The organism is Bacteroidia bacterium (assembly GCA_041391665.1).
In the GTDB taxonomy this organism is placed as follows: Bacteria; Bacteroidota; Bacteroidia; order J057; family J057; genus JAGQVA01.
Map to the genome: position 1 here is coordinate 2,054,849 of JAWKNO010000002.1, position 21,805 is coordinate 2,076,653.

The window sequence follows — 21,805 nt, forward strand, 5'->3', positions numbered from 1 at the left end:
GAACTTGATTGTCATCTGATGAGGAGGCATACCGCTTAAAGTCTATGTCCATTAGAATGAGGACTGTAACATTCAATGCATAATGCATCCAATAAAAAATCTAAATCTTAAAGTCTATGTCCATTAGAATGAGGACTGTAACGGGTTGCGGCGGTAACTACCTGCCCTCCGATGCCTTAAAGTCTATGTCCATTAGAATGAGGACTGTAACGATCGTATCTCCAGGGAGCATCACTGTATCTCTTCTTAAAGTCTATGTCCATTAGAATGAGGACTGTAACCGTCATCACAAAGACTCGACTTCCCAGCACCACTAACTTAAAGTCTATGTCCATTAGAATGAGGACTGTAACTGTCGGCACAAAAAGAGAATCTCCTATCTTGAACTCTTAAAGTCTATGTCCATTAGAATGAGGACTGTAACGTTCATTTCTGAATGGTTTAAGAATTCGGTAAAACTTAAAGTCTATGTCCATTAGAATGAGGACTGTAACCTTGCATTATGTTATGTAGAAGCCAGGGACTTACTTAAAGTCTATGTCCATTAGAATGAGGACTGTAACGCGTCACAGACGTCGCGTCCGCCCGTGGTGGTCTGGCTTAAAGTCTATGTCCATTAGAATGAGGACTGTAACTAACCCCGGCGCTGATCGGAAGCCGCCTCTAAAACCTTAAAGTCTATGTCCATTAGAATGAGGACTGTAACAAATGATGCCCGAACTGGGGAGTTGTCTGTATCACTTAAAGTCTATGTCCATTAGAATGAGGACTGTAACGTTCGCCGCTCATCAGGCACATTCCCTGCATCTCCTTAAAGTCTATGTCCATTAGAATGAGGACTGTAACATAAGCTCCAAACGCCCCTGCTCCTGCCGCAAACTTAAAGTCTATGTCCATTAGAATGAGGACTGTAACCGGAATCAATCTTCTCCATTTGCTCACCAATGGTCTTAAAGTCTATGTCCATTAGAATGAGGACTGTAACTCTTCCAGCGGTACGGGGGGGGCGGCCGGAACTTCTTAAAGTCTATGTCCATTAGAATGAGGACTGTAACACCCAACTTGTTGGGTCACATTCCTGTACAAAACTCTTAAAGTCTATGTCCATTAGAATGAGGACTGTAACTTACTGTGAAAATCTCGAGAAATTTCAGCTGGTTAACTTAAAGTCTATGTCCATTAGAATGAGGACTGTAACAGACCGTATGGCGACGACAGACCAAATTGGGTCAGACTTAAAGTCTATGTCCATTAGAATGAGGACTGGTTGGGGCAATCCCTTGTGGTTGCCCTGTTTTAGCGCAATCCGTTGGGGTTGCACCGTTTATTTTGGTTGCCCTGTTTATTTTGGTTGCCCCATATTGATTGGGGCAATCGCCATCCGATTGGGGCAATCACATGGGATTGCCCCTACCGACGTTTGTTTTTTTATGCGCCATGCGGCGCGTTATGATGGGGGAAAATTAAAAATGAGCTGCCGTAGGCTATAATAATTTCACCGCTTCGCGGTTTGGCTGCGCCCCATTACATTTTGGTATATCAATAGCGCGGCGGTTTCAACCCCGCGCTTAAGGGGTTGCGCCATGCGGCGCAGTTCCGGTGGGTTCGAGAGCCTCACCCACCGGGTTTTATGCCTCCGGCAAACATAATCCCGCCAGTCCCCCATTCCAAGGGGGACGACTGGCGGAAGGGGGTTCGACACGACGCGCGCTACGGCGCAATTCCGGTGGGTTCGAGAGCCTCACCCACCGGTTTTTATGCCTCCGGCAAACATAATCCCGCCAGTCCCCCATTCCAAGGGGGACGACTGGCGGAAGGGGGTTCGACACGATGCGCGCCGACGGCGCAATTCCGGTGGGTTCGAGTCGAAGATACCTCCAGGTGAGCCTCACCCACCGGTTTTATGCCTCCGGCAAACATAATCCCGCCAGTCCCCCATTCCAAGGGGGACGACTGGCGGAAGGGGGTTCGACTGGCGGAAGGGGGTTCGACTGGCGGAAGAGGGACGGCCAGGCGGAAGGGAGTTCGACACAAAACCGCGCGGTAGCGAGTTATCACAGTTTAACATAAATATTTTACCGTTCCCGCATTTTCGTTGAAAAAAAGTATCCGGATTATTGACCTATCGCGTAAAGAAAAGAGAAAACCAACCTAAAATCGCTCTTTTATGTACGCTCTGTATTTCCCTTACTCCGTAAAGATGCGTTCGCGGCAGATCGGACAGATCTCCCACGCATTCTGCAAACTCAAACGCCAGCGCGACCTCGCAGCATTCCTCCAGGAAGGTAGGAAAAGTCTGCTCCGCATTGTTGATTCTGCTTCCTCTGACTATTATTCCTTCCGTATGCCCAAACGTGAAGGGGGTTCCCGACTCATCGAAACGCCCCGCGAAGAGCTGAAAGACATCCAGACCCGGATCAATCATATCCTCCAATGTGTCTATCACGGCCTCCGGCCTGATTGCGCCTTTGGTTTTATCATCACAGCCAAAGACGATACCGAAGCCCGCAATATCTACACCAATGCCTGCAAACACCTCGGGCAGTCACATGTGCTGAATCTCGACCTCAAAGACTTTTTCCATACTATCACCAGCGCCAAGGTGGAAAATATCTTCCTGGGGTCTCCTTTCCGGTTCAAACCGAAAGCCGCCCGCACCCTCGCACGGCTCACCACGTTCCGCAAACGCCTGCCGATGGGCGCACCGTCTTCACCCATTATCTCCAATTTCGCCTGCCTCGAAATGGATGCCAAATTGCAGGAATACGCGGACAAACGCGGCTGGAAATACACGCGCTTTTCTGACGATCTCACGTTGTCCTCCGGCAAAAAGATTTATCCCAATGATATCGCAGCGATTTTTGAGATTATCAGGGAATGTGGATTTGAACCCAATGAAGAGAAGGTAAACCTGTACAAAAAGTCAGATCCCCCCATCGTCACTGGCCTGCGCCTTTTGCCAGAGTTTCCCGATATCGCAGAGGATTATATCGAGGGGATTCGCTCTGATATGGAGATTTTACAGATGCTGGGATCGGACAAACGATTCACCCGCAGCATTTTCCAGCAGTTTCCTGCCGAAAAACTCCGCAGATCGATTATAGGGCAAATCAATTTTGTGGGATTTGTCAGGGGGAGGCAACACGATTCCTTTCTGGCACTGATGAAGGAACTCTACAAAATCCCTTACGCAAAAGCGAGCTGACGGGAATTTTTTCAGACGGAAACATTGGAAATTCCCGCTTCGTAGTCTAAATTAGGTTAAATAATTTTTTGTGAAAACTTCCGAAAGACCGGCTAAATTAATTCCAATCGCGGTAAACACGCGGGAAGATGTGTTAATGGGACTAAAGACGTACCGAAATTTCCTGAATCACGAATTTCAGGTCACACGACTGGGTTTGTTTGGCTCCTTTGCGCGAGGAGAACAAACACTCAAAAGTGATATTGACCTGCTGGTCGAATTTGAACCCAATACTCCCGGCCTTTTTGAAAAAAAACGCATGATAAAAGATTTTTTGCAACAAATTTTTCAACGTGAAATAGATTTGTGTCGGGAAAAATATATCAAATCCTATTTCCGGGATCAGATACTTAAAGAAGCACTTTATGTCTGAAAAAGATAGGGGAAATCTTGCGGCAATTCTGGATTCTGTCAATAAGATTCAGGCGTTCACATCGGCTATATCAAATGCTGAGAATTTTTATAGCGACATCCGCACTTTCGACGCTACACTCATGAATTTCGTAATTATCGGAGAATCCATTGCCCGCCTTAGCGAAGAAATCACTAAAGCCAATCCCCATATCGAATGGCAGAAAATTAAGGGATTCCGAAATATGATTGCACATGATTATTTTGGAATAGACGCAGAAGAAGTCTGGCAAATTATTCAACAGTATGTCCCCCTACTCAAAACAAATATCCAACAAATTATAGAAAGCTAAAAGCGAGCTGACGGGAGTCAGATCACGAGGGTTTTGGTTCGACTGAGGATCATATCCATATTCTGGTCAAAACCCCAGGCATACATTTGCCGGAGCCGGGACTCGGAAAGGTTGATGATATAAAGTTTATCATCTGTTTCGAGTTTCGGCTCATATTTTTGGAGCCATTTGGCGAGGGTTTTCTTTTTGATACGGGCGAGATAGACCGACTTCTGGACCCGGGTAAACCCGATTTCCAGCAGGCTGTCTGCCATTTTGGTGCGCAGTTTATCCTTTCGGATATCGTAGGTAACGAGTACCGTCATGCAGCAACAGGTTCAGGTGGTAAAGTAGAATACTTCAGCAGCGACTGAGCCAGGGACGAAGCGTCGGAAAAAATTTGTTTTCGGGGGGGCAGTTCGCCCCGCGATTTTCCCGGTTTTTCATCCATAAAAACATCGAAGACCTCTACTGCCAGGGCACGGCCATTGTCGCTGAGCCATTCTCCGGCGTCTTTGGGCTGGAAATGCAGGGATTTGAGTTTTTTCTGCAAGCAAAGACTGGAAGCGATTTCATCTGCCCAGGGGCGGAATGGTTCTATAAAATCGTAGGCAAACGAAGGTTTGTGATACGCGTCGCGGTGCAGCACGGGCAGCGCAGGATCCAGTCCGGCGGCGATGATGGCCGTCTCCACGAGGTTGTAGAGCATGCCATAGAAATAGTTGAGGGTGGCATTAAACCGATCCATCGCCGGGCGGCGCGACCTGCCTTCAAACTGGTAGCGGGGTGGCAGGCAGTCAGAGATTCGGGTAAAATAGACACGAGAGACCGATCCTTCTACTCCGCGGAGGGTTGCGGCAATTTCGGCAATGGGTTTGCCTGACAGTTCGCTGAGTTTTTCTATCTGGGATTCGATATACTGGCAGCAAGCTTTGAGCTCCCGGCTGTTTTTGGGGCGGAGGTCGGCCAGTTTTTGGAGATGGACAATTTGCAACTGAGCCTTTTGGATGAGTTGGTGCACAACCCAGTCAGCACCTTCGGGAGCAGATGACCAGATCAGTTGATTGCGGCGGATGGTGGGGATAGAACCAAAATACTGGCTCCAGAATCGGCCTACAGGTTTGCCGGTTCGGGTGAGAAGTACGATGGGGATATCGTGCTCAAGCGCGAGCATGACCGCATCAGTAGTGAGAGAACAGGCATTGGACAGCGTGATGGCCGTCACTTTTTCAGGAGAAACGAAGGTCTCGCCCGATTCGGATCGGATGCAAAAGCGGCCTTTGGATTTGGAAAGGCTGCAACCATAAGAGTTGATGACAAGGTGCATAACTGAAAGCGTTAGTTGTGAAAAAACGATAATCCATACGAGTGTCAGTAGTGTACCTTTTAAAGCACACTTTCAGTATTCCCTGTCAGAAAGAACGAAGGTCAAAAAACCTTTTGATAATAAACGCAAGTGCCTGAAAAAAGTTTGGCCAATAAATATTCCATCAGAAAAAAATAACTTTGATTTTCAGTAGCAGAAATTTGGTAATCCCGGAAAAACCTTCTATATTGAAATAGTTTTAAGAAGCTGAATAAGCATACTATTACCGGGGAAAAAAACCTGGAAACAGAAGTCAGTAGAAAAACGTTATACAAAAAATTTATGAAAAAAGCAAAAGTCACATGTTTTTCCAAAAACGGCCTTTTTTCGGGGTTTTTCGTAACAGTGTTAGCACCTGACTATCAGCCAATTATGCAAAATTAGCTCTTAAAGTCTATGTCCATTAGAATGAGGACTGTAACTACATAGTCGCACGAGGAAAAAAGCGAACATGGCCCTTAAAGTCTATGTCCATTAGAATGAGGACTGTAACGTGTTACGGGCCCCATCAATTTGGGACTCTAGGCTTAAAGTCTATGTCCATTAGAATGAGGACTGTAACTCCGCTCAAGATTACTTTATCTGCTGCGATTTGAAACTTAAAGTCTATGTCCATTAGAATGAGGACTGTAACCCACAATGAATAACAACAAACCTAAAACTTTTTTTCTTAAAGTCTATGTCCATTAGAATGAGGACTGTAACCAGCAACGCTAACCATTTTCAATCCAATATTGTTGCTTAAAGTCTATGTCCATTAGAATGAGGACTGTAACTGAATGAATAAAAAGGTTGAACAATGTAAAAGACCTTAAAGTCTATGTCCATTAGAATGAGGACTGTAACATCCACCTAAGATCCACGAACTTTTTGCAATTATTCTTAAAGTCTATGTCCATTAGAATGAGGACTGTAACATTTCTGAAATTTCATACCAACCCCTCTCAAGCTTAAAGTCTATGTCCATTAGAATGAGGACTGTAACTCTGTAAAATTAAAATTTAGTTAATAAATTAAAGTCTTAAAGTCTATGTCCATTAGAATGAGGACTGTAACTACTGTAGGGCGGTGTACAAATGCCCCCAGCCCACTTAAAGTCTATGTCCATTAGAATGAGGACTGTAACTGTCACCGAAATCGATGTCCCCACCCAGCGGGGACCTTAAAGTCTATGTCCATTAGAATGAGGACTGTAACGAGAGCTTTCCTGACTCACTGTTTACCTTGGCTGCTTAAAGTCTATGTCCATTAGAATGAGGACTGTAACAACTCGGCACTGGTATGCCGAGGAAAACTTTAACGCTTAAAGTCTATGTCCATTAGAATGAGGACTGTAACGCTGCGAGTCCGGCATGAAACCTTAGAGGTGAGTCCTTAAAGTGTATGTCCATTAGAATGAGGACTGTAACCGTGGCTTGAACATGGCGCAAAGTTCCATTGAGCAGCTTAAAGTCTATGTCCATTAGAATGAGGACTGTAACGGCGAGACTCATGGCGAACTCTTCATCAGTAAAACTTAAAGTCTATGTCCATTAGAATGAGGACTGTAACCGATCTCCCGCGCGCTTAAGTTTGTCAACGATCTGCCTTAAAGTCTATGTCCATTAGAATGAGGACTGGTTGGGGCAATCCCTTGTGGTTGCCTTGATTTAGCGCAATCCGTTGGGGTTGCACCGTTTATTTTGGTTGCCCTGTTTATTTTGGTTGCCCCATATTGATTGGCGCAATCGCCATCCGATTGGGGCAATCACATGGGATTGCCCCTACCGACGTTTGTATTTTGATGCGCGCGGTGGCGCGGTTCCGGTGGCTGAGCGCAGTCGAAGCCCCGGTCACATTGGCGCGCCGACGGCGTGGAGAATTGGGAAATGACAAACAAGGAATGACAAATGACAAAGAGATTGGCGCAATCCCTTGTGGTTGCCCCATATTGATTGGCGTAATCGCCATTTTGGTAGGGGCAATCCCTTGTGGTTGCCCGATATTGATTGGCGTAATCGCCATTTTGGTAGGGGCAATCCCTTGTGGTTGCCCCATATTGATTGGCGTAATCGCCATTTTGGTAGGGGCAATCCCTTGTGGTTGCCCGATTGGATGGCGCAATCCCTTGTGGTTGCCCCATATTGATTGGCGCAATCGCCATCCGATTAGGGGCAACCACAAGGGATTGCCCCTACCGACGTTTGTTTTTTGATGCGCGCCGACGGCGCAATTCCGGTGGCTGAGCGCAGTCGAAGCCCCGGAATTTACCGTATCAACGTCACCGACCCGCTCTTCGTAAACTTCCGTCCGTTGTTGGCGGTGGCTTCTACCACAAATACATACACGCCCTCAGGTACGGGTTGTCCGTTGAAGTTCCCGTCCCACGCTTCGTCGATATTGGCGGCTTCAAAGATCTGCTGGCCCCAACGGTTGTAGATTTTTATGTGAAATTCGCGGATATACACGCCTTTCAGATAAAAATAGTCGTTGGTATTGTCGGCATTCGGCGTAAAGGCGTTGGGTGCATGGATGTCTGGGGCAATGGGCAAACAGTCGGTATTGGACACACTCGTAGCCTGATTGCCGCCGGATTCGTAGGCGACTACGCGGTAGCAAAATTCTTCGATGTCTTCGAAGGTGCTGGCATCGAGATAACTCGTTCTGTCGCCCGGCACCACGTCTATCGTTACCCATGTATTGCTGCCGTGGCGGAATAGCTGCACTTCGTAATAATCCACACCTTTTTCCCAGCCGTCATATGCGGTCCAGTTCAGCTCGTTTTCAATGCCGTTGGATCCTGCTGTCAGTAGTATGCTCGTGCCAATATTGCTGTATGGAGAGATAAATCCACAACTATCCCGCGCCCTCAGCCGGTAGGTGTAAAATTCTTCGTGGACAATCACCGCTGTGTCGATATAACTGGTCGCCGTCGGTGGCAATGAGGCCACGGTATTCCAGTTCTGGCCGGCGTCGATGCTCTTTTCAAGGAATACCGTCGTCAGGTCATTCATGATAAATCGTTTCCATTCGACCTGCACATACTGGTCTCCCAGTACTGTAGCGGTTACCAGCTCGGTTGCCACGCTGGGCTCTGACTTGAGATTGGTGGCCTGTGTGGTGTCGCTCCACGATACTTCCAGCGGATTGACGCCTACAGCTTTGATGCGGTACGTATACGTGTTGAAACAACTGGTCGCTGAGTCGATATAAGCCGTAACAAAACCCGGAACCAGATCCAGAAACTCTGTATTGTTGGGGTTGTAAGAGGCTACGCGGTGAATTTCGTAGTGATCTACCTGATCCCAGCCGATATAGTTGTTCCAATCCACAATGATCCTGTCGGGTATCGGTGTGGCCGTTGCCTCCACGGTGCAATGCTCCTGGGCAAAGCCTAGCCGGGACTCTGTACCGCAGTAGTTTCTCACCACTACTTTATAGCAATAGGAGCGTTCCAGTGTGTTGAGTACTCCGGCTCCGATGTCCACCAGCAGGGTGTCAAACTGGGAAAATGTGGTGTGAATCGGCATATAGGGCCCTCCGACGCTGTCTCTCCGGTAAACCACATAGGCATCAAACCGAGGATCCATTATGGGTGCCCAGGCGATCCGAACGGATTCGTTGTTTTCTACAGAAACATAATGAATCTCCGCTGGGTCGGGCACATCGATCCCCTGGACAGTTACTGCGTCGGGCTTCAGCACTTCTTTCTTACATCCCACCGAATCGGTTACAATGAGGCGTACATCATAACTTCCGGTGTCCACATAGGTGTAAACTGCTGGATTTCCATAGGCGTTTCCTCCGTCGCCAAAGTCCCAGTAATAGCTCGCAATCCCGTACGGACTGGTCGCCACCGCAGTAAATGTCGCGTCCAGGGGTGGACAGTTGGGCAAATAATCGGCCACAAAATCTGCCTCCGGTGTGCGAAGGAAAATCAACTGTGGCTTGACCATGCTATCGATACATCCATTGCCGTCTGTAATGGTAAGTTTGACAGTAAAATAACCGTCGTCTTCGTAGGTGTGAATCGGGTTTTGGGTATTGGAAAATGTGCTGTCGCCAAAGTCCCAAAACCATGTCGCAGGCGGTGCCGGATTGGTCAGGTCCGTGAAAATGAGGATTTCGGGCGAACAACCAATGGTGTCCGAAACCAGAAAATCTACCACGGGTTTATCAAACGCTTCGATGATCTGGCTGGCCGTATCTTTACAGCCATTTTCATTTGTCACCACCAGCGTAATATTGTAATTGCCCGCATTGTTAAACTGGAAAGGCGCAGACTGACTCTGTGATGCGAGAATTCCATCTCTGTACCACTGATATTGGGTAATGGTATTGTTGCCAATACTGATACTGGAGGTTCCCATCACAAAAGGTACACAGCCTTTGGTAAAGGTGGAAAGGAAATTGGCCTCCGGCGCAGGAAGTACATGGGCCGTATCCACCGCCGTAAAGGTATTGCTGCAACCGAGAATATTGGTCACGGTCAGACTCACACTGTAATATCCTGAGTCAGTATAGGTATGGGTCGGACTGGGTTGCGTAGAGGTATATCCATCGCCAAATGTCCAGAACCAGCTGATAATCGTCGTGTCGGGAATGCTCAGATCGTTGAAAGTAACCACCGTACCCGGACAGGTATTGACGTTACTGAGGGAAAAATTGGCTTTAGGCGCCGTTACTTTCACCACATCCGACAAGGTCATCGAATCTACGCATCCATTCTGATCCACTACTGTCAGGGTAACGGTAAACAGGCTGTCTGTGGTAAATACATGGCTCGGACTCTGGGTGGTCGAAAGGGTTCCATCGCCAAAATTCCACAACCAGTTGCTGATCGGATAGGGCCCGCCCGAAAGATCCAGAAAATCTACAGGGTCGTTGACACAGGCCAGCGTTGAAAGCGGAACAAAATTGGCCGTGGGAGATACGAATACTTCGATATTTTGGGAAGTTGTATCTGTACAGCCGTTGATATCCGATACGATCAGCCTTACGGTATAATTCCCCGGATTGGTGTACGTCCCGATAGGATTGGGAAATGAAGAAGTCGAACCATTTCCCAAAGTCCAGTTCCATCCGTTGATCAATACGCCGGAACCGCTGGAAGCGTCGGTAAATACCACCTGAAGCGGCGAACAACCCGCAGTATCTGAAGGAATAAATGCCGCAGTGGGGGGCGAATTCACCTGAATAAAATTGGCTACGGTATCAGTCCCCACACAGCCTTCTATATTGGTAGTAGTGAGACTGACCGTGTAAACACCCGGTAACAGGTACGAATGAGAAGGGTTAGGGAGGTTAGACGTAGTGCCGTCTCCAAAATTCCACAGCCAGCTCACTACTGTTGTGTCAGGGACTGATGTATCGGTAAAGGTGACCGTCGCCCCGGTACATGGCGTTGGATTGTCCACCGAAAAACTTACCGGCGGATCGCCCAAAATAATGTACAGCGGTTTGGTCAGCGAATCGGTACAACCATTGGCATCAACCACGGTCAGGCTTACGTCATAAGATCCATTTGCCGTATAGTTGTGGCTGGGGAATTGCACCGATGAAGTGCCCCCATCACCAAATTCCCACAACCAGTTGACAATCGGGGCCGTGCCGGTAGTCTGACTGACGAAGTTGATAGATTTGGGGGCACACCCTGCCTGGCTGCTGCTAACGAAATCCGGAACGGGCACACCGTGAACAATGACGTTACGTGCAGCCGTATCCTTACAGCCATAAGCATCCGTGACGATCAGCGAAATGGGATAATTTCCCGGATTCGCGTAGGTTTGGGTCGCGTTGGGAAACCCGAAGGTCACACCATTCCCAAATGCCCACTGAAAGCCAATGATATTGGTGGCCCCCATCATTGAGGTATCGGTAAACTGCACAGTAAGGGGTGCGCAACCGACACTGTCCGACATAAGAAAATTTGCCGCAGGCGGATTCCATATCTGCACTGCATTGATTTTGGTTTCGGTATGCTGACAGCCAATGGCATTGGTAATTGTCAGACTTACGGTATATATCCCGGGATTGGCATAGGCATGGGAAGGATTCTGCACGCCACTGGTCGTGCCGTCGCCAAAGTTCCACAGCCAGGCCACAATCGTCGTATCGGGAATCGAAGCATCGGTAAAACTAATGCTCTGCCCGGGGCAGGCATTCGCACTGTCTGGCAGAAAGTCGGCCACCGGTGCGGTCAGATTCACAAATGCGGGTTTTACAATTGAATCGGAACAACCATTCTGATCCTCTACATATAAGGAAACTGAATAAATTCCGGTATTGCCATACACATGAGTCGGAAACTGGGTAAATCCGTTTGTACCGTCTCCAAAAGCCCACTGCCAGATAACCGGCGGATTGGTTCCCGTGGACTGATCCAGAAAGGTAATTGCCGCACTCGCACAGCCGGTAGTAGTCGAAGCGCCAAAGTTGGCCGTTATGCCCGGATTTGCGATGATGGTTTTTGTCACCGTATCCGCACAACCATTGATATCACTGACAATCAGGCTTACAGTATAACTTCCCGGCGTACTGTACAACTGCGTGGAGTTGGCATTGTTGGAGGTAGCGCCATTGCCAAATGTATAGAAATAGGAGGCAATGGGTCCTGTGCCGGGTGTACTGCTGCCCAATATCGTCACGGTCTGTGGCGCACAGAAAAATGAATCAGAAACGGAAAACGATGCCGAAGGAGGAGTGTGAATGGTCACATGCTGGGGTTGTACGACCGTGTCGCTGCAGCCAAAGGCATTCGTAATAATCAGGCTTACATTGTATATCCCCGGCGTCTGATAGGTATGGGAAGGATTTTGCACATTCGCCCCAAAACCATCTCCAAAGTCCCAGATCCAGTTTGTAACGGTTGTATCAGAACTGGCCGAAGCCGTAAAGTTAACCGCAGCGGGCGGACATGACGGCGTGGCATCTGAAACAAAACTCCCCGCAGGATTGGCTAGATGAATGAGCCCCGGTTTTAAGTTTGTACTGACGCAGTTATTGATATCCGTAACGGTCAGACTTACATCAAATGTACCGTTGAAAGTATAGGTATGAATGGGGTTTTGCGCAGTTGAGGTAAATCCATCGCCAAAGTCCCAAAACCACGACTGAATGGGTACTGCCGCTGTTGTCAGGTCGTTAAACTGTACGGTCTTGGGCGCACAGCCATTTGAAGAAGATACGATAAAATCGACATTTGGCGGACCCGTAACGGTGATCAGCCGGGTGGTGCTGTCGGTACAACCATTGGCATCTGTGGCTACCAGTTTGACAGTATAAACGCCAGGTGTAGTATAAGTATGGGAGGGATTCTGTTGGGAGGAGACCGTGCCGTCGCCAAAGGTCCATACCCAGCCGGTCATGATTGCCGGCCCGGTCGAACTATCCGTAAATACTACTGCCAACGGGGCACAGCCGAGATTCGCAGAAGGGCTGATATTGGCCGTTGGCGGAGTTCCTACGGTAATACTGATCGGAATACCGATACTGTCCGTACATCCATCCGAATTGGTTACAATCAGGTTTACGGCATAATTTCCCGGATTAGTATAAATATGCTGGGGATTTTTGACAAATGCGCTGTCGCCATCTCCAAAGTCCCACAAATAGCTGATGATGGGGTTGGCAGAAACAGACAGATCTGTAAAGGAAAGGATTTCCCCAAGACAAATCTGTGTCTGATCCACGCTTGCCATGGGATTGGGCCCGCCATAGACGATCACGCTGTCAGGGCTGGGAATGGCCACCACACAGCCTGCGGTATCCTGGATCACCAGTACAGGAAATGCAATGGTATCATTGGCGTAAGTATGGGTTACGGTCTGCCCCGAACCGAGATTCCCGTCGCCAAAGTCCCAGGTCCAGTTGATCGCACCGCCTGTCGAAGCCGTAAATGTTACATCCAGCGGGCTGCAACCGGATATGGGAGAAAAGGTAAATGATCCGCCCGGGCCACTGAGATCGATCAGATCTGCCATCACCAGGGTATCTGTACATCCCTGAGAAGTACCGACAATCAGCGTTACATCGAAAGTTCCCGGGAGGCTGTAAATTTTGGAAGGGTTGGGCAAAGTGGAAGTGGTACCATCGCCAAAGTCCCAGTGCCACGATGTTACATTGGCGCTCGACTGGTCGGTAAATGTCACCTGAAGCGGCGGACAGTTTTGCTGCGTTGGGGCAGCAAAAAAAGCAGCCGTAGGAACGCCCACACTCACAAAACCGGTTTTGATCGTATTGCTGACACAACCATTGATATCTGTAGCTGTCAGCGAAACTGTGTACGAACCGGTGGTGGAAGGGAAGACGTGTACCGGGTTAATGGCGGAGGAAGTCGTTCCGTCGCCAAAATCCCACAGGTAAGTATTTCCCACCCCGGTTGAAAGGTTGTTGAAAGTCACCAGGCTTCCGGGACAGGCTAAAGTATCTGAAGAAGTGAATGAAGCGTCAGGGTAAGTAGGGTTGACAAATGAAGGAATAGTAAGACTGTCGGCACAACCTTGATTGTCAGCGACGATCAGGGTTACATTGTAGTTTCCCGGTTGGTTGTAAGTATAAAATGGATTGGGAGCAGAAGAAGTGCCGCCATCGCCAAAGCTCCACTGCCAGCCTACGATCGAACCCGAAACTGCAGTCGAAAGGTCGGTAAATGCGACCGCCAGCGGTGCACAGCCGGTAGTACTACTCACCGAAAACAGTGCATCGGGCCCAATCACATTCACCAGTCCGGCAAGCAGCATCGTATCCGCACAACCGCTGGGGTTGGATGCGATCAGCATGACATCATACACACCGGGCGAAGCGTAAGCATGCGAGGGGTTAGGATTGGTAGAAGTAGTACCATCGCCAAAACTCCATAAGTAGCTGGAAGCATTGACAGAATTGTTGGTAAAATTCACAACCAAACCTGTACAGCCTGAGGTATTGGCCGCAGTAAAACTGGCTGCCGGGGAATAGATATCCAGCGTCTGGGTTGCATTATCCACGCAGCCGGTATTGACATTCCCCACTACCAGGGAAATCGCAAATGTTCCCAGCGTGGTATAAGTATGGGTGGGATTCTGAAGCGTGGAAGTTGTCCCGTCGCCAAAGTCCCAAAACCAGCTGTCAGGCGCAATCGACTGATCAAAAAAGCTGACCGTCAGTGGTGTATCACAACCGGTAGTCGGGGTAAAGATAAAGTCTGCGATGGGTCCCAGCACAGAAATCAAGCCTGGTTGGGTCAAAGTATCCCGACAGCCGAAGTATTCGGTGATCAGCGTAACGTCAAACGTTCCGGTGTCACTATAGGTATAGGAGGGATTCTGCAGATTGGAAAATCCGCCATCGCCAAAGTTCCACGTCCAGGCTGTACCCAGGTTGGACTGGTCGATAAAATCCACAGGCGTACCCGCACAGACAATCAGCGGGTTTGCAGTAAAGTTGACAGTCGGAGGAATGCCCGCCTCGATATACTGATACGTCACTGTATCGCGACATCCTGCCTGGGTGATCACAACCAGCGAAACCGTAAACTGCCCCACCCCAGTGTACACATGAGAAGGATTCTGCACAAAGGCGGTACCGCCATCGCCAAAATCCCAGATCCATGTGACGATCGTGTCATTGGGCGAAAGGCTCAGATCCAGAAAATCTACGGTAAGGGGAATACAACCGGAAGTTGTATCGGCAACAAAGTCGGCCGTTGGCCTTACAATCTGCACGTATGCCGGCTGTACAATCGTATCGGTACAACCAAAACTATTTTCTACCGCCAGGGTAACATTGTAAAATCCCGGCGCATTATATACATGTGAAGGGTTTTGGGCAGTGGCCGTGGTTCCATCTCCAAAATCCCAGAACCATGCGACCGGACTTCCGGTTGAAATGTCCGTAAAATCTACCACAAAAGGCACCTCACAACCCGTCGGATCTGTGCTGCTAAGCACCGCCGTGGGAGAAGGATTAACCGTCACATATGCATTTCTGACCAACGTATCGCTACAGCCGGCAGAGTTGCTCGCATAAAGGGTTACGGTATAGGTTCCGGGTGAATTGTAAATATGAACCGGTGATGGCCCGGTAACAACAGTACCATCTCCAAAGTCCCAGATATAACTGCTTGCTCCTGATGAAGTATTGAGAAAAGAAACCCCTTCTCCCGCGCAGGCATTGGTATTGGAGGCGAGAAATCCCGCAACCGGAAATTGCAATTGAATCGCATTCGGATCAATCAATACATCCGAACAACCATTGGGATCCGTTGCGGTAAGCGTAATCGAATAATTCCCAACTGTGGTGTAAGTATGAACCGGATTGGATTGCGTGGAAGTTGTACCGTCGCCAAAATCCCACAAGTACGTGTATGCTCCGGCAGGTGCAACAGTTGAATTAAACGTAACCGAAAAAGGTATCTGGCACCCCGTATTCCCCGTCCAGGTATAATTGACAGAAGGAGGGGTCGATACGTTGATCAGGTTGGGCTGAAGCAGCGAGGACGAGCAGCCATTTGCATCCGTGACTACCAGAGTGACATCATAACTGCCCGGCGCACCATACGTATGCGTAGGAGCCGCCAGGGTAGAAATATTCCCATCGCCAAAGTCCCAGACCCAACTGGTAATCGGTGCATTTCCCAACACACTCTGATCGGTAAAAGCGACCGGTAGCGGCGCACAACCACTGTTTGTGTTTACGCTGAAATTGGCAGCCGGATCCTGAAAAACGGTAATAAAACCAGTTTTAACCATGACATCTGTTGCACTACCGTTGGAAACGGTGAGGGTCACGGTGTAAGTTCCAGGGTTCACATAAATGACGCCGGGATTGGGAAGGTTGGAGGTATTACCATTGCCAAAATCCCACAGATAACTCGTGATGGGACCGGAAGACAGATTGGTAAACTGCACAGTAAGCGGACTACAGCCAGACTGCGCATTGGACGTGAAGTCAGCAGTAACCTGCGCCTGAAGCGATGAAAAGGACAAGAGGATCAAAAGAGCAAAGAACGAATGGTAACAGTACAACACCAAACTCTGCCTGTTACGTCGGCGTAGCGTGTCGTTCATGCAAACGGTAATCGAGAAATTATTTATTAACCCAAACTCAATGTGCCATACAGGTGGAGCCACCACATGTAAGAATCACACCTCCAATTTGTACATTCCATCGATTATTCAAAAATCATTTTAATTTCCGACATGTAATAAATAACCCCGATACGATCAATTTTTTATATAATTATCATAATCCATATCACGTCACCATGTTTTTGGGTCAATTTTGCAGGGGGGAAAATAAAAAAAAGGCCCTTAACACCATCATTCTCATGAAAGATATCAGACAAAACTGTCAGCATAAACCGAAGTAAGAATATTACCATTTCGTGAATGGTAAACCCAAACCTGACTTTCGGCGAATTGGAAAATAGAGAAATATCGCATACCTTTTCCTCCCTTCACAATTAAGCACACAGCATGTTAGTCATTATCAGCGACCTTCACCTTACAGATGGCTCTTCAGGTACAACCATTGGTCTTCGGGCATTTGAGATCTTTAAAGAAAGGATTTCTGAAATGGCTTACAAAGCTTCCTGGCGGCTTGACGAAAAGGGCAACCGGTTTTACCAGCCGGTCGAAGCTGTAGATATTATCCTGTTAGGAGATATTCTCGATGTGATCCGGTCTGAAAAGTGGATCCATAGTGCGGTCAGGCCGTGGACAGACCCCCAAAGTCCCGAATTTGCTGCGATGGTCGCTCAGATCAATGAGGATATTCTCACGCATAACCGTGAGGCTTTTAAGTTACTCAGAGACCTCAGTCGCTCCCGAAAAGGAAAATCTACCAAAGGCATGATGACATTGCCTCTTTCCACAGAAAAAAAGCTACCGATGATGGGTTTTCAGGTGGAAGGCGGGAATGTCCCCAGGAGTTCTGTCAAGGTAAGGATACACTATATGGTGGGAAATCACGACTGGTTTTATCATCTGCAAGGAGAAGCGTTTGACGACATCCGTAAAAAAGTTGTAGATGCACTTGGTCTGGCAAATGATCCCTGCAAGCCATTTCCGCACACACTCGAAGAATATCCTGAACTGGCCGAAATCTGTGCCCGGCATGGGGTATATGTGCGCCATGGCGATATATTTGATTCAATCAACTACGATGCGCAAAAAGGCCGCGACGCTTCTACTTTAGGCGATGCCATTGTGGTGGAACTATTAAACCGATTCCCTGCCGAAATAAAAAAGCGACTCTCCGGCCAACTCAGTCCGGCATGCCTGCAGGGGTTACTGGAAATCGACAATGTAAGGCCATTGATGTTTATCCCCATCTGGATCAACGGCTTATTGGAAAGAACCTGTCCGGAACCGACTCTCAAACAGCAGGTAAAAGAAATATGGAATGAGCTGGCAGGGGATTTTATGAAACTCGATTTTATTCGCCGGCAGGATACGATCATGCCTTTTGAAACGGTCGATTTGTTGGAAATGGGATTATTTATTTCGCAAAAAACCAGTTTCCGTACCATTAGTAATATCATGGGAAAAATTGCTGGTCTGAAAAGGTCCGCAGGGGAAACCTATTACCCGGAAGCGCTGAAAGAGCCTGCATTTCAGGAAAGAACAGCGGATTTTATCGTTTATGGTCATACCCATCATCAGGAAGTTGTACCCCTCGATGCCACAGAAGATGCTGAACAATTGTACTTCAACTCCGGTACCTGGCGACAGGTGTTTGAGCTTACCCGCGCCAACCGGAAAGCGCAGATGTTTTTAGGGTTTCAGGTGATGACTTATATCGGTTTTTTTAAAAACGGAGAAAGGTCCGGAAGAAAATTTGAAATCTGGAATGGCTCTCTGGGAGATAAATAATACATTCTACCCTCACACTCAAAGGATAAATGTCAGTATCACCCAAATCACGTAGGAAAAACCTGCTGCCAGCAACCCTGCGCCCAGCCATTTGGAAGGAATCAGTTTCCACCATAAGAAAATCCCTGTGACGGAAAAAATCAGCAGAGAAAAACTCACCAGATCCATAAAGACGAGGTACACATCATAGATAAACCCTCCGCCATAATTGTGCATGCGGTGAAATACGACGATGGTCCGGTAATTGGGATTCTCAGATTTTTCTATTGCGACAGAATCAATTGCCGGAAATACATGCGTTTTGATCGTGAATCTGGGGCTAACAAAATCGGCATGCCACGAGCCATCGTCCTTTTGCCTCACAGGACTACTTTTACCCTTCAGGCTGTATTCCTTTCTGAGCCAGTCGGTTTTTTGCTGTTCGTTTTCCATTTCCGGAACAGAAAGTTTGTAGCTACTCGCTTCAAACACCGGATCAGGATGCTCAAACCAGTCGTGTTGGTTTAACAGATAGCCCGTCACAAAAAACAACAACAGAAAAACGAGCAGAAAAGCTCCGGAGTAAAAGTGTATCTGCCGGAAAATTGAATACATATTTATCCTGCCAGCCATAAAAATATGATAAAAGCAATTGAAAAAATACCCATTCCCAACAAGGTCCACCGCTCTGCAGGGTGCGAATTTTTCTTCCTCCACCAAAGATATACCCCGGTAATGGCCCAGAAAAGCATGGAGTAAACGGTAAGCACCTGATAATACTGCCACATATTTATCCACCAGGGAGCATTGGGAATAGCATTTCCTATAAAATGGAGACTGCGAAAGATCTGCCCGCCTGTTTTAAATCTATCGGTTATTTCAACCTTACCCGTCAGCAGATCAACGCTCAGATGATAGTCTTTTCCCGGCTGGGAAATGGTGGTTTGAAATTGCACAGAGTCTCTTTTCGTCTCCCAGGGCAAATACCAGCCAAATAATCCCAGTGAATCTCTCAATGCTTCGCCCAAAGCACGGTCGTCGTCCAGCTCCGGTACACGAATGGATAGCGAACGGGAAACCGGCTCCCGATGGGATTCCGTCGAAAAAAAATGATGATTAAAGTCAAGCGAACTTACCCCAAATATGATCAGGTACGGTATACACAGTAACCCCAGATACAGGTGTAACTGCATGATTAGACGCCAGTTGAACATCTTCATTCAGAAAAGGTAAGCGAAAGAATAGAGGATTTCAAAAAAAATCAATTCTCCGGACCACCGGCGATAATCATAATCGTCGTATCGTGTCCAAAAGATTCCCTTACATAGCGGATAATATCCAGTGCATCCATCAGCTTCCCGGAAAAATCCATGTTTTCTCTGAATTCAACAATTACCTGATACCCATCATGTGTAAGTACGGTTTTTGCTGCCTGGACCATCGAGTAGGGCTCTTTGGTCATAAGAATTTCCATCATCATCATCATTAGAGTACATTTTGGGGTCGATTAAATAGCAAAACCGAAATCACGGAGAGCAGGGATGGAAAAATTCTAATTCTTCAGACGAAAGAAAAACATTTTTATCATCATATAAGAATGATTTTAATCATAAATTCTTACGTCTTCCGACAAATTAACAACAATTCTGCGAAATTAAAATAATTCAAAAGTGATATATTCAATTTTACCACAAATTAACCAACTCTATAAACTTGTTGAAAAATTATTAGTGAAATGCAAAAATTGTTTGCTGATTGATTTTATTTTGCAATAAAAAATATATAAAAATATGATTCGATTAATTCTGCTACTCTCCCTGACCATCATAGTTTCTGCCTGTAAATCAGACGATTATAAAAAAAAGCAGTTTTCACCGGATTCTGTCAGCACAGAACAGGTAAAAGACAGGATGGAATCCCGTCAGTCAACAGTACTCGAAGAGGCTGTCATCATTTCCTGGCAGGATTTGAAGGATGTGGAGTTTAATGAAAAATTTTACGAAAAAGAGAAGGAGTGGATGCTGTTCCCCACCTTTGGCCATTCAGTACAGACACTCGCAGGCAAGACAGTAGAAATTACCGGCTATGTCATTCCACTCGAACCCACGCGATATGCGCTGTCGGCGAATCCGTTTAGTGCCTGCTTTTTTTGCGGAAATGCAGGACCTGAATCCGTCATAGAACTTGAGTTAGCCTCTTACGATCAAATGTACTACACGGACGAATTTCGGACCTTTCGCGGAGAGTTTTCTCTCAACACCACCAATCTGGATAAGATGAATTATGTGCTTACTGGAGCAAAACCTGTTGATTAACCGGCTATTCTATCAGATGTTTTCTGCTCCAACGTGTATTTCCGTACTGAATCTCCAGCAAATACAAACCTTTTTTTTCAGGAGTACGCAAGACGGATTCTCCGCCATACATCTGTACCTTTTCAGTCAGGACACATTTACCCTGAATATCAAACCATTTCACAAACACCTTTCTCTGGATTTGATCTTCCGCGCTCAAAAACACTTCTTTCCCGGAAGGATTGGGGAAAACAGAAAATAGGGATCGGTTCAGATAGGTATCTACCGAAGTGGAGGAAGCGATACATCCGTTTGCAGGAGCTTCTGTATAAGTAAAATAAACAGAATCACAGGAAACGTATTTAGGAGCCAGTCCGGGGTGAACAATCCTGCTACCCAGGCTATGGTAAATTTTCGTTAGAATAGAATTCCCGCCACTGATTCCCGCAGAATCCTTCAAAAACACCTGATTGTTGCTGCCACCGGCTCCCAAAAAGTAAGCGCCAGGTTCCAGCAACACAACATTATTATTCCCATTTAAGGTAACTGTATCGCCGGTACATACCCACAGTACTTTTCCGCTCACGCTCAGCGCGCTATCACTGGCGATGACAACGGCATCAGCAGGAACAGCAAAACCGCAGTCTGGCGGTGACCAGCTATCGTACAATGACTGCAAAGCGTCGATGGGTTCTACCCCAAAAGGGGTCTGCCCGACCAGCAGGTCGAGATAATAATTGCCGTAAGGATCGTATGGACGCGCCACACGCAAAAATGCAGAAAGAGAAGAAACCCCTTCACTGAGGCAGCGCGTATCGGCTCCGGGCACATTTGCGCCCTGCAAGGCTGCCATCAGCCTGTCGCCCAGGTTGCCGGGGGTAGTGAGAAAATGATGCTCCATAGAGTCCAGGATCTGTTGCCCCAGGAGAATATTTCCCTGAATCGAATACCCCGGCCCTGTGATATGGTTTTTGTAATCCAAACAGTTGATACCTGTATAGGCCGCAGAGCGTGCTTGCCCGGAAGAATCAAAATCTACTATGCCGTATTGCCTGTTGGTAGCATCGCCACTTCCAATACTTACACCGGCATCATTGGCTACGAGGAAGTCTATAATTTCCTGTGGTGAATCACCGGCAAGTATCCGGGTCCGTGCGGTCTGCTGATTGGCAGGAAGCCAGGAGGCCTGGGTATGTATGGCACCACGGCCGGGGAAAACATCACTGATTATCAACACCCCACCGCTAATATTGGAATTGTCAAGGCAGGAGGCGCCTGCGCTGCCCACTTCTCCCGTCAGCGTATCAACCGCAACGATGGAAAAAGTGTGCTGCGCAGACAGCATTTGCCCTAAAAAAAATATTCCTGTCAGCAGTAAGTATGTTCGAATAAACTTCATTGACATG

At 47.5% G+C, this 21,805-nt stretch carries 13 protein-coding genes and 2 CRISPR repeat arrays (1 of these 15 only partly in view); of the genes, 5 read left to right on the top strand and 8 right to left on the bottom strand.

From position 1 onward, the window contains the following. Positions 1–1,270: a CRISPR direct-repeat array (repeat unit 36 nt; unit sequence CTTAAAGTCTATGTCCATTAGAATGAGGACTGTAAC) (it extends 178 nt beyond the left edge of the window). 897 nt (positions 1,271–2,167) lie between these two features. The 3 genes from R3D00_19885 (at position 2,168) to R3D00_19895 (ending at position 3,948) form a co-directional block, all read left to right on the top strand. After that, positions 2,168–3,205, top strand: a complete 1,038-nt coding sequence (locus tag R3D00_19885; protein ID MEZ4775455.1) for a reverse transcriptase family protein — start codon at positions 2,168–2,170, stop codon at positions 3,203–3,205. A gap of 70 nt (positions 3,206–3,275) precedes the next feature. Continuing rightward, positions 3,276–3,617 (top strand): nucleotidyltransferase family protein, encoded by a 342-nt coding sequence (locus tag R3D00_19890; protein ID MEZ4775456.1) that lies wholly within the window; start codon positions 3,276–3,278, stop codon positions 3,615–3,617. After that, on the top strand, positions 3,610–3,948 hold the full coding sequence (locus R3D00_19895; GenBank protein MEZ4775457.1) for a HepT-like ribonuclease domain-containing protein: 339 nt from the start codon (positions 3,610–3,612) through the stop codon (positions 3,946–3,948). The genes R3D00_19890 and R3D00_19895 overlap by 8 nt, the downstream gene beginning before the upstream one ends. 17 nt (positions 3,949–3,965) lie before the next feature. On the opposite strand, the gene cas2 is transcribed toward R3D00_19895, so the two are convergent. The 4 genes from cas2 to R3D00_19915 all read right to left on the bottom strand — a co-directional run bounded on the left by cas2 (position 3,966) and on the right by R3D00_19915 (position 16,320). Continuing rightward, positions 3,966–4,253, bottom strand: coding sequence for a CRISPR-associated endonuclease Cas2 (cas2, locus tag R3D00_19900; GenBank protein ID MEZ4775458.1), 288 nt, complete (start codon positions 4,251–4,253; stop codon positions 3,966–3,968). Beyond that, positions 4,250–5,254 carry a CRISPR-associated endonuclease Cas1 gene (cas1, locus tag R3D00_19905; protein ID MEZ4775459.1) on the bottom strand — a complete coding sequence of 335 codons (1,005 nt, stop codon included), beginning with the start codon at positions 5,252–5,254 and terminating at the stop codon, positions 4,250–4,252. The genes cas2 and cas1 overlap by 4 nt, the downstream gene beginning before the upstream one ends. A gap of 425 nt (positions 5,255–5,679) precedes the next feature. Then, positions 5,680–6,916: direct repeats of the CRISPR family, unit length 36 nt; unit sequence CTTAAAGTCTATGTCCATTAGAATGAGGACTGTAAC. Positions 6,917–6,988: 72 nt separating this feature from the next. Further along, complete coding sequence (locus tag R3D00_19910) at positions 6,989–7,396, bottom strand: hypothetical protein (protein MEZ4775460.1); 408 nt, start codon at positions 7,394–7,396, stop codon at positions 6,989–6,991. Between the two features lie 143 nt (positions 7,397–7,539). Beyond that, on the bottom strand, positions 7,540–16,320 hold the full coding sequence (locus R3D00_19915) for a PKD domain-containing protein (protein MEZ4775461.1): 8,781 nt from the start codon (positions 16,318–16,320) through the stop codon (positions 7,540–7,542). Positions 16,321–16,728: 408 nt separating this feature from the next. Between R3D00_19915 and R3D00_19920 the strand changes: the two genes are divergently transcribed. Further along, positions 16,729–18,126, top strand: a complete 1,398-nt coding sequence (locus tag R3D00_19920) for a hypothetical protein (protein ID MEZ4775462.1) — start codon at positions 16,729–16,731, stop codon at positions 18,124–18,126. 18 nt (positions 18,127–18,144) lie between these two features. On the opposite strand, the gene R3D00_19925 is transcribed toward R3D00_19920, so the two are convergent. The 3 genes from R3D00_19925 to R3D00_19935 form a co-directional block, all read right to left on the bottom strand. Beyond that, positions 18,145–18,720 (bottom strand): PepSY-associated TM helix domain-containing protein, encoded by a 576-nt coding sequence (locus R3D00_19925; GenBank protein ID MEZ4775463.1) that lies wholly within the window; start codon positions 18,718–18,720, stop codon positions 18,145–18,147. A gap of 2 nt (positions 18,721–18,722) precedes the next feature. Then, on the bottom strand, positions 18,723–19,298 hold the full coding sequence (locus R3D00_19930) for a PepSY-associated TM helix domain-containing protein (GenBank protein ID MEZ4775464.1): 576 nt from the start codon (positions 19,296–19,298) through the stop codon (positions 18,723–18,725). 68 nt (positions 19,299–19,366) lie between these two features. Next, on the bottom strand, positions 19,367–19,591 hold the full coding sequence (locus tag R3D00_19935) for a hypothetical protein (GenBank protein MEZ4775465.1): 225 nt from the start codon (positions 19,589–19,591) through the stop codon (positions 19,367–19,369). A 304-nt stretch (positions 19,592–19,895) separates the two neighbouring features. Between R3D00_19935 and R3D00_19940 the strand changes: the two genes are divergently transcribed. Next, positions 19,896–20,420 carry a DUF3299 domain-containing protein gene (locus R3D00_19940; GenBank protein ID MEZ4775466.1) on the top strand — a complete coding sequence of 175 codons (525 nt, stop codon included), beginning with the start codon at positions 19,896–19,898 and terminating at the stop codon, positions 20,418–20,420. A gap of 4 nt (positions 20,421–20,424) precedes the next feature. Here R3D00_19940 and R3D00_19945 read toward each other — a convergent pair whose 3' ends face one another. After that, a complete protein-coding gene (locus tag R3D00_19945) occupies positions 20,425–21,798 on the bottom strand; it encodes a DUF1028 domain-containing protein (GenBank protein MEZ4775467.1) in 1,374 nt (457 codons plus the stop codon). Between the last annotated feature and the right edge of the window lie 7 nt (positions 21,799–21,805).